This is a genomic window from Nonomuraea sp. NPDC001684, assembly GCF_053596515.1.
This window is the reverse complement of the sequence record NZ_JBSFGJ010000367.1, coordinates 1-9,386: the sequence shown is the minus strand read 5'-3', so window position 1 is coordinate 9,386 and position 9,386 is coordinate 1. Positions and strand designations below refer to the sequence as shown.

General features: G+C 72.1%; 6 protein-coding genes. 1 reads left to right on the top strand and 5 read right to left on the bottom strand.

Annotated elements, in window-relative coordinates; genetic code table 11:
• The 4 genes from ACWCSD_RS39905 to ACWCSD_RS39890 all read right to left on the bottom strand — a co-directional run.
• On the bottom strand, positions 1-1,539 hold a 1,539-nt coding region (locus ACWCSD_RS39905; RefSeq protein WP_449922667.1), incomplete at its 3' end, for a PAS domain-containing protein.
• Between the two features lie 25 nt (positions 1,540-1,564).
• A complete protein-coding gene (locus tag ACWCSD_RS39900; RefSeq protein WP_449922665.1) occupies positions 1,565-5,830 on the bottom strand; it encodes a HAMP domain-containing protein in 4,266 nt (1,421 codons plus the stop codon).
• A gap of 179 nt (positions 5,831-6,009) precedes the next feature.
• Positions 6,010-6,384: an STAS domain-containing protein gene (locus tag ACWCSD_RS39895; RefSeq protein ID WP_449922664.1), complete on the bottom strand. Its 375-nt coding sequence runs from the start codon at positions 6,382-6,384 to the stop codon at positions 6,010-6,012.
• Positions 6,385-6,752: 368 nt separating this feature from the next.
• A complete protein-coding gene (locus ACWCSD_RS39890; RefSeq protein WP_449922662.1) occupies positions 6,753-7,712 on the bottom strand; it encodes a helix-turn-helix transcriptional regulator in 960 nt (319 codons plus the stop codon).
• Positions 7,713-7,853: 141 nt separating this feature from the next.
• Here ACWCSD_RS39890 and ACWCSD_RS39885 point away from each other — a divergent pair, with 141 nt between their 5' ends.
• A complete protein-coding gene (locus ACWCSD_RS39885) occupies positions 7,854-9,047 on the top strand; it encodes an amidohydrolase (protein ID WP_387674231.1) in 1,194 nt (397 codons plus the stop codon).
• A gap of 34 nt (positions 9,048-9,081) precedes the next feature.
• Here ACWCSD_RS39885 and ACWCSD_RS39880 read toward each other — a convergent pair.
• Positions 9,082-9,386 (bottom strand): FCD domain-containing protein (locus ACWCSD_RS39880; protein WP_449922660.1); only part of this gene is annotated, 305 nt, incomplete at its 5' end.

The following is a 9,386-nucleotide window of genomic DNA, read 5'->3' as shown; positions in this document are numbered from 1 at the left end:
CAGCAGCAGGCCGCTGTCGTCGAAGACCGGCTCGGCGACCACTCTGATGTGCCGCACGGTGCCGTCGGACCGCTGCAGCCGGTAGGCGGTGGAGGCCGGACGGCGGTGGTGCAGCACGGCCCGGACGAACCGGCCGATGGCCACGGCGTCGTCGGGGTGGGCGTGCGTGGCCAGGCGTTCCAGCGGGATGGGCGGCTCGTCGAGGGACATGCCGTACAGGTCGTGGAGCTGGGCGCTCCAGACGATCTCGCCGGTGAGCAGGTTCTCCTCGAAGCCGCCGATGCGGCCCAGGCGCTGGGCGTGCTGGAGCAGGTTGGCGAGCTGGGCGTCCTGGTCCTGCAGCCGCCAGATGAGCAGCACGCCGTCGCCGAGCCGGATGATCGCGATGCCCGCGACGGTGTGCAGCGGGATCTGGTCCACCAGGGCCGTGATCGTCATCTTCTCGGCCCTGAAGGTCTCGCCCGTGGCGTGCACGTGCTCGATCCTGGCCAGCAGCGCGCCCTCCTCGGCGGCCAGCGGGTACGCCTCCAGGAACAGGCTCCCGACGACCTCGCCGCGCGGCCGCCCGGCGGGGTCGAGGAAGCGCGGGTTGGCGTGCACGATGCGGAAGTCGGTCAGCCGGCCCTCGGTGCCCAGCTGCGGGCGCAGCACCAGCGCCGCGTCCGGCAGCGCGTCGGCCAGGTCGATCAGCTCGGGCAGCACCTGCGGCTCGTGCACGGCCTGGTCGGTGGTCTCGAAGGTGTGGGCGCACAGGTCGGCCAGCACCTCGATCTGCTTGACGATCCGCGCGCCGGGCTGCGGCATCGCGTGCGGCCAGCCGATCTCCAGCACGCCCAGGATCCGGCCGCCCGTCCCGGCCGGGGCGGTCGCCCGCGCGCCGGGGGTCTGGCGCTGCCCGATCGAGGGCAGGCCGACGGCGGCCAGGTCGTCCAGCCACACCGTGCCGCGTTCCAGCAGCGCGCGGCGGGCCGGCGTGGCCACGCCCGGCGGCACGTAACGCCAGCGCCTGGCCTCCTCGTCGGCCAGCCCCGCGTACCCGGCCAGGGTGAGCGACGCGTCCGGCCCGGCCTCCCAGATGGCCACCGTCGTCGCGCCGAGCGCGGACAGGGCCTGCTCCAGCAGCGACTGCGCCACGGCCTGCGCGTCGGTGGCGGTCAGCGCCCCGTTCTCGGCGGTGCGCAGCCGCACCGCCACCTCCGCCGACTCCTGGGCGCGGGCCGAGCTGAGGAAGTCGCGGGCGGCCTCGCTGATGCGGTCGTGGGCGGCCTGGTTGATGATGTCGGCGGCCAGTTCGAGCTGCGTCACCCCCGCCTGGTCGGCCAGGGTGGCGAGCTGCCTGGCGGCGGTGGCCAGGCTGCACTGCAGGCGCTCGACCAGCACGCCCTTGGCGACCTCGACCAGGGCGCGGCCCTCGGCGGCCCGCTGGGCCTCCAGGATCTGGTTGTGCAGGCGGTCGACCGTCGCGGCCAGGCGGCCGAGATTGGGCGGCTCGGTACGCTCCGGCGGCACGGCGGCCGCCGGATCGTGCTGGTGGTGCACTGCGTTGCTCCTTGAGGGGGACGGGTCAGGCGCCGAGCCAGTGACGGATGCGTTCGACCAGATGGTCGGCCTCGACGGGCTTGGTCACGTAGTCGCTCGCGCCGGCCGCCAGCGCCTTCTCCTGGTCGCCCGGCATCGCCTTGGCCGTGACCGCGATGATGGGCAGGTCGGCGTACTGCGCCATCGCGCGGATGCGGGCGGTGGCGGTGTAGCCGTCCATCTCGGGCATCATCACGTCCATCAGCACCAGGTCGATCTGCGGGTGGGCGACGAGCGTGTCGATGCCCTTGCGGCCGTCCTCGGCGTGCAGCACGTCGATGCCGTGCACCTCCAGCATGCTGGTCAGCGCGAACAGGTTGCGGGCGTCGTCGTCGACGATCAGCACCGTCCGGCCCGTCAGCGAGGTGTCGATCTCGGCCCCGGCGAGCTGGTTGACGTTCCCGGCCCGGATCAGCGGCAGCACGTCGCCGGGCTGGTCGGCGGTCAGGTGCAGGGCGATGCGCTCGCGCAGCTCGTCGAGGCTGGACAGCAGCTCCAGCGGCTGGCCGCCCTCGCGCGTCTGCAACGGCACAGCCTGCTGGGAGCTGGCCCGCCAGTTGTTGTAGGCCAGGACCGGCACCGAGTTCAGGGCCTGGTCGCCGTCCATGGCCTCCAGCAGGCGGTAGGCGCTCTGGTCGGGCAGGTCGAGGTCGAGCACGATGCAGTGGCAGGGGTCGGCGGCCAGCGTGGCCGCGGCCTCCTGCGCTCCGGCCGCCGTGACGATCTCGATCGTCTCGTCCTTGCTCAGCGCCAGCTCCGTCACCACGCTCTCGGCCACGTGCGAGAGCAGGCCCTGCGGCCGTTCCTCGATCACCAGCAGGCGGCGCGGCTGCGGCTGGTGGGACCTGGCCGGCGCGGCCGCCTCCTGCTCGGGCGTGCTGACGCGGGCGGCCTCGACGAGCACCGAGGGGTCGGCCAGGGACTTCTTCGGGGAGAGCCCGATGAAGTCCGGCCGGGCGATCGGCAGGTAGAGGGTGAACACGCTGCCCTGGCCCGGCGTGCTCTGCGCGCCGATCGCGCCGCCGAGCAGGTGGGCGATCTCGCGGCTGATGGACAGGCCGAGGCCGGTGCCGCCGTACTTGCGGCTGGTGGTGCCGTCGGCCTGCTGGAACGCGCCGAAGATGGCTTCGAGCTGCTGGGCGGCGATGCCGATGCCGGTGTCGACCACCCGCAGCGCGATGGCCGCGCCGTGCTGGCGCACCGAGGCGGGCAGCTCGTCCTGGGCGGCCGGCTCGATGCGCAGCTCGACGCTGCCGGTCTCGGTGAACTTGACCGCGTTCGACAGCAGGTTGCGCAGCACCTGGCGCAGGCGCGAGTCGTCGGTCACGACCTCCACCGGGATGCCGGGGGCGTTGGTGATCGTGAAGTCGAGGCTCTTCTGCGACGTCATCGGCCGGAACGTGGCCTCGACGTAGTCCAGCAGCTGCCGCAACGGCACGCGTTCGGGGTTGATGTCCATCTTGCCCGCCTCGACCTTGGACAGGTCGAGGATGTCGTTGATCAGCTGGAGCAGGTCGGAGCCGGCCGAGTGGATGATCTCGGCGTACTCGACCTGCTTGGGCGTCAGGTTGCGCGTGTGGTTCTGGGCCAGCAGCTGGGCCAGGATGAGCAGCGAGTTGAGCGGGGTGCGCAGCTCGTGGCTCATGTTCGCCAGGAACTCGCTCTTGTACGTCGAGGCCAGCGTCAGCTGGTGGGCGCGGTCCTCCAGCTCCTGCCTGGCCTGCTCGATCTCCAGGTTCTTGGTCTCGATGTCCTGGTTCTGGCGGGCCAGCAGCGTGGCCTTCTCCTCCAGCTCGGCGTTGGAGCGCTGCAGCTCCTCCTGCTGCTGCTGCAGCTCCTCCGACCGCGCCTGCAGCTCCGCCGCGAGCCGCTGCGACTCGGCCAGCAGCTCGTCGGTGCGGGCGTTGGCGACGATCGTGTTGAGGTTGACGCCGATCGTCTCCATGAGCTGGTCGAGGAAGGCCCGGTGGACCGGCGTGAACGCCTGCACCGAGGCCAGCTCGATCACGCCGAGCACCTGCTCCTCGACCACGATCGGCAGCACCACCACCGAGGCGGGCTCGATCGTGCCGAGGCCGGTCGAGATCCGGACGGAGCCGGAGGGCACGTCGTCGACGGCGATGACCCGGCGGCTGCGGGCGGCCTGGCCGACCAGCGCCTCGCCGAGCCGGAACCGGGTCGGCCTGCCCGGGTCGGCCGGGTAGCCGTAGGCGCTGATGAGCTGGAGCTCGTTCTCCTCGGCCAGGAAGAACGCGCCGTACTGGGCGCTGACCAGCGGGGCCAGCTCGTTCATCACCAGCTCGGCGACGGCCGCCAGGTCGCGGTGGCCCTGCATGAGACCGGACATGCGGGCCAGGTTGGACTTGAGCCAGTCCTGCTGCTCGTTGGCGGTCGTGGTCTCGCGCAGCGACTTGACCATCGAGTTGATGTTGTCCTTCAGGTCGGCCAGCTCGCCCTCGGCGTCAACGGTGATCGAGCGGGTCAGGTCGCCGGAGGTGACCGCGCTGGTGACCTCGGCGATGGCGCGCACCTGCCGGGTCAGGTTGGCGGCCAGCTCGTTGACGTTCTCCGTCAGCCGCTTCCAGGTGCCGGACACGCCCTCGACCTCGGCCTGGCCGCCGAGCCGTCCTTCGCTGCCGACCTCGCGGGCCACGCGGGTGACCTCGGCGGCGAACGAGGACAGCTGGTCGACCATCGTGTTGATGGTGGTCTTGAGTTCCAGGATCTCGCCGCGGGCGTCCACGTCGATCTTCCTGGTCAGGTCGCCCTTGGCCACCGCCGTGGTGACCTGGGCGATGCTGCGCACCTGGTTGGTCAGGTTGTCGGCCATCGAGTTGACGTTGTCGGTGAGGTCCTTCCAGGTGCCGGCCACGTTCGGGACGCGGGCCTGGCCGCCGAGCTGGCCTTCGGTGCCGACCTCGCGGGCCACGCGGGTGACCTCGTCGGCGAACGCGCTCAGCGTGTCGACCATGGTGTTGATCGTCTGGGCGAGCGCCGCCACCTCGCCCTTGGCCTCGACGGTGATCTTCTGTGACAGGTCGCCGCGGGCGACGGCGGTGGCCACCTGGGCGATGCTGCGCACCTGGCTCGTCAGGTTCGACGCCATGACGTTGACGTTGTCGGTGAGGTCCTTCCAGGTGCCCGACACGCCCCGGACCGTGGCCTGACCGCCCAGGTTGCCCTCGGTGCCCACCTCACGCGCCACCCGGGTCACCTCGTCGGCGAAGGCCGACAGCTGGTCGACCATCGTGTTGATGGTCTCCTTCAGCTCCAGGATCTCCCCACGGGCATCCACCCGGATCTTCTGCGTCAGGTCACCCTTGGCCACCGCCGTGGTCACCTCGGCGATGCTGCGCACCTGCGCCGTCAGATTGTCGGCCATCACGTTGACCGACTCCGTCAACGCCTTCCACGTACCCGACACACCCTTCACATCGGCCTGACCACCCAGCCGCCCGTCCGTGCCCACCTCACGCGCCACCCGCGTGACCTCGTCGGCAAAGGACGACAACTGATCGACCATCGTGTTGAGCGTGTTCTTCAGCTCCAGGATCTCCCCACGAGCCGACACCGTGATCCGCTGCGACAGATCACCCCGCGCCACCGCCGTGGCCACCTGCGAGATGTTCCGCACCTGATCGGTCAGGTTCCCCGCCATGAAGTTCACCGAGTCGGTCAGGTCACGCCAGGTGCCCGCGACCCCCTCCACCTCGGCCTGACCACCCAGCTGACCCTCGGTGCCCACCTCACGCGCCACCCGGGTGACCTCGTCGGCGAACGAGGAGAGCTGGTCGACCATCGTGTTGACGGTGTTCTTCAGCTCCAGGATCTCCCCGCGCGCGTGCACGGTGATCTTCTGCGACAGGTCACCCCGCGCCACCGCCGTCGTCACCTGCGCGATGCTGCGCACCTGATCGGTCAGGTTGCCCGCCATCGCGTTCACCGACTCGGTCAGGTCCTTCCACGTGCCCGACACCGCCGGCACATCGGCCTGACCACCCAGCCGCCCGTCCGTGCCCACCTCACGCGCCACCCGGGTCACCTCGGAGGTGAACAACGACAACTGATCGACCATGCCGTTGAACACCGAGGCGATCTCACCCAGCAGCCCGTCGGCGTCCTCGGGCAGCCGGGTACGGAAATCGCCGTCCCGGACCGCCGTCAGCCCGCCGAGCAGCTGACGCAGCCGAAGCTCGCCGACCTCGGCGCCCCCGGACGCGGAACGGGAGCCACCGGTCATCGCTTCGCTCATGTCACCCTCGTGTCCTACGACGTTGTCGGGACTGTCCTGCCGGTGACCTCGCGAACGGCCCTGATCAGGAGGCCATGATCGAGGTCGTCGACGGAACAGTCGTGGTTGTTGGTCATCCGGATTCTAGAGCCGGCACTCATGATCTTCAGCCCCGAACGCCGAGGTGCTGCGGGGACCGCTCACGACGACTCGCGGAGGCTGTCGGGGCGCTGCGCGCCCATCGCCGCCACGGCGTCGCCCACGTCGGCGTGGACGGTCAGCGAGGACCACACGCCGGTGACCTGGAGGACGCGCGCGGGCAGCTCCTGCACGCCGGCCAGGCGGAGGACGCCCCCGTGTTCGAGCACCGCGGCGTTGAGGCGTAACAACACGTGCAGGCCGCGGCTGTCCATGAAGCTCAGCCCGCCCAGGTCGAGCACCAGGCCCGCCCCGGGCCGCAGGTGCCGCTCGGTGAAGGATCCCAGCCGCGTCGAGTTGGAGGCATCGAGCTCGCCGATCACGGTCACCAGCACGCCGCCGGGCAGGTCGCGGCAGCTCAGGCTCAGAGGGGTCACGCCGTCACCGAAGGCCGGGCAGCACGAAGGCCCGTCCGGCCGGAAGGGGACGGGTGTGGCGGCGGACGAAGGAGGTCAGGCATCACAGGCCGGCGGCGGGATCGGCTCGGTCACGGGACCGACGCGGTCGCCCGAAGGGCGCGGCCACCCCGACTGTGCTGCCTCTCGATCGCCTGGCCTGCGGCTACGCCCTCGCCGCGGACGCGCCATGTCGCCGCTACGGCCGGGACTCAATCGCGATCATCTCCTCCGTGCCGCGGCGATCGGTGCTCGCCTCCAACCCTTGAGCCTTCGACGGTGGCGGGTCAGCACATCAGGCGAAGAATCCGGCTCACTCCTGTCCATAGAACGAAACGGGCATCAGAGGATCAGCCGTGGCGGAGCTCGGCCGCGGAGCGGAGGGTGTCGCCGGGCGAGCAACCGAAGGCGGCCCGGTGGAGCTGGGCGAAGCGCCCGGGGTGGAAGAAGCCCCAGCGGGCGGCGACGGCGGTCACCGTGGTGGTGGGATCGCCGGTCTTCAGCTCGGCGTGCGCGCGGGCCAGCCGGGCCTGGCGCAGGTAGCCCAGCGGGGTGGTGCCGAGGTGCCGGCGGAAGGCGTACTGGAGGGCGCGGGCGCTGACCCGGGCGGCGGTGGCGATCTCGTCGATGCCGATGGGCAGGTCGGCGTGGTCGTCGATGAAGGCCGTCGCCCGGCGCAGCGCCTCGGGACGGGCGGAGCCGGGGGCGGCGGCGGCGTCGGCGTTGGTGGGCAGGGCGGTGAGCACGCTGGCGGCCAGGAGCTGCCCGGCGGTGGAGACGACCAGCGGCTCGGCGGCCAGCTCGGGGGCGGCCAGGACGTCGTCGCGCAGGTAGGCGAGCGTGCGCCGCAGGTGGCGGCCGGCGGCGGCGGAGACCGGGCGGTGCCCCACCAGCCGGACCGGCTCGGCCCGGCGGCCGGGCAGCGTGCCGGCCACCTGCTGCAGCAGCGCGGGGTCGAACATGATGATGTCGTAGCGCGAGCGGCGGATCTCGCCGGTGTAGGGCAGGTCGTGCGGGGCGAACAACACCGTGTCGCCGGGGCCGAAGAGCTCGTCCGGCCCGCCGGCGACCTGCTGGGCGATGGTGCCGGTCTCGACCGCGCACAGGCACACCTTGCCGAGCGGGTTGACGTCGAAGCTCATCGCGTATTCCAGGTTGAGCCGGTCGATGCTGACCGAGCCCATGACCTGGCGGGAGATCTGGGTGCGGGGGTTCTTCACGTCGGAGCCGATGCGCATCTTGGCGTACGCCTTGCTGAGGAACTCCTCCGTCTGGCCGATGTCACGGCTGTCGAAGACCTCTGGGCCCATCGGACCACCTCTCTCCGGTCGGGGGGACCGCGCCTGCCGCGGCCCGTGCCGATTTTCCCAAACGGCTACGACAACGGCCGGCCGCCGACGGGACAGGGCCCTCTGCCAGGGACGATCCGCTTTTGGTATACCATTTTTCAGGTGACTTCCTGGACGATCTCCAACGTGCGCCCCTGGGGCGGCGCGCCCGTGGACCTGACCATCGACGGTACCCGGATCGCCGCCGTGCTCCCGGCCGGGACCACCCCGCCCGCCGGCGAGCACATCGACGGCCGCGGCCTGCTGGCCCTGCCCGGATTCGTCAACGCCCACGCCCACGTCGACAAGAGCTGGTGGGGCCGGCCCTGGGTGTCGTACGGCGGTGTGGCGACCACGCAGGGCCGCATCGAGCACGAGCGCGCCGAACGGGACAAGTACGGCATCCCGGGTGTCGACGGCACGGTGGCGGTGCTGCGCGAGTTCCTGCGGCACGGCACCACGGCCACCCGCACCCACGTCGACGTCGACCTCGGGGTCGGGCTGCGCGGCATCGAGGCCGTGCGCGAGGCCGCGGCACGGCTCGACGGGGCGATCGAGGTCGAGATCGTGGCCTTCCCGCAGGACGGCGTCGTCCGCCGGCCCGGTGTGCTCGACCTGCTCGACCAGGCCGCGCGGGCGGGCGCCACCAGCATCGGCGGCATCGACCCCGCGACCATCGACCGGGACCCGGTCGCCCAGCTCGACGGCCTGTTCGAGATCGCCGAGCGCCGCGGCGTCGGCCTGGACATCCACCTGCACGACGGCGGCGAGCTCGGCGCGTTCCAGTACGAGCTGATCATCGACCGCACGCTCAGGACCGGCCTGCAGGGCAAGGTCACCGTCTCCCACGGCTTCGCCCTCGGCGACCTGGCCCCCGAACGCCAGCGCGGCCTGCTCGACGACCTCGCCGCGGCGGGCATCTCCTGGGCGACGGTCGCGCCGGTGCGCACCGCGCCCCTCCCGTGGCGGGGCATGGCCGAGCGCGGCATCGGCCTCGGCCTCGGCACCGACGGGATCAGGGACCTGTGGTCGCCGTTCGGCGACGGCGACCTGCTGCGCATCGCCCTCGGCTTCGCCCGGCTGCACGGGCTGCGCTCCGACGACGAGCTCACCGCCGCCGTGGAGCTGGCCACCACGAAGGCGGCGCCGTTCGTGCACCGGGACCGGCACGACCTCGTCGCGGGGGCGCGGGCCGACGTCGTGCTCGTGGACGCGGAGAACGTGCCGGACGCGCTCGTGCGGGTGCCGCCGCGGGCGCTCGTGGTCGCCGGCGGCAGGGTGGTCGCCCGCGACGGCGACGTGCTCCTTGACGCCTGACACCCGCGCGGGGTCGCCTGACGCCCGCGCGGGGTCAGGGAGTGCCGGACCGCTGCCGGTCGGCGTGTTCCCCGATGAGCCGGGCGCTGGTCGCCACGTGCCGGGCGACCAGCTCGCCGACGCGGGTCACGTCGCGGGCGGCGATCGCCTCGTAGAGCTCGCGGTGCTCGTCGGCGACCGCCTGGAGGTCGTCGTGCCGGCCGAGCAGCCAGCGCATCCGGCTGCGCAGGACCTGCCCCACCTCGACCAGCAGGTCGTTGCCCGCGATGGCGGTGGCCGTCTCGTGGAAGTCGGCGGCGGCCCGCCGGGCGCGGACCGCGTCGCCGGCGCGCGCCGCCC

Bases quoted from the DNA above. Each gene is read 5' to 3' on its own strand.
- ACWCSD_RS39900 (WP_449922665.1), bottom strand. From the start codon at position 5,830: ATGAGCGAAGCGATGACCGGTGGCTCCCGTTCCGCGTCCGGGGGCGCC.
- ACWCSD_RS39890 (WP_449922662.1), bottom strand. From the start codon at position 7,712: ATGGGCCCAGAGGTCTTCGACAGCCGTGACATCGGCCAGACGGAGGAG.